Source organism: Bacillus sp. SIMBA_008 (assembly GCF_046535495.1).
Classification (GTDB): domain Bacteria; phylum Bacillota; class Bacilli; order Bacillales; family Bacillaceae; genus Bacillus; species Bacillus subtilis.
In genome coordinates this window covers 1-233 of sequence record NZ_JAWRWL010001333.1, presented here as the reverse complement: position 1 = coordinate 233, position 233 = coordinate 1, and the positions used below count along the sequence as shown (strand labels likewise).

Genomic DNA, 233 nt, shown 5'->3' with positions numbered 1-233 from the left:
GGCAGGTCGCGCCGACGATGTTGAGCAGGGTCGGCAGCACGCGGTTGGGATAGCGCAGTTCCAGGCCGGCGGCGATGAAGCCGAACACCACGCTGGCCAGCACCGCGAACGAGGGCACCCGGCGCGAGCCGACCCGCGCCAGCCAGCGCGGCGCCTCCCGGCGCTGCGCCAGCGAGAAGATCATGCGCGAAGCGCCGTAGAGGTTGGCGTTGAGCGCCGACAGCAGGGCGACC

1 pseudogene is annotated in these 233 nt (G+C 72.5%); it reads right to left on the bottom strand.

Annotated features, from left to right (window positions below):
• A pseudogene (locus tag SB658_RS27775) lies at positions 1–233 on the bottom strand (GABA permease); the annotation flags it as partial.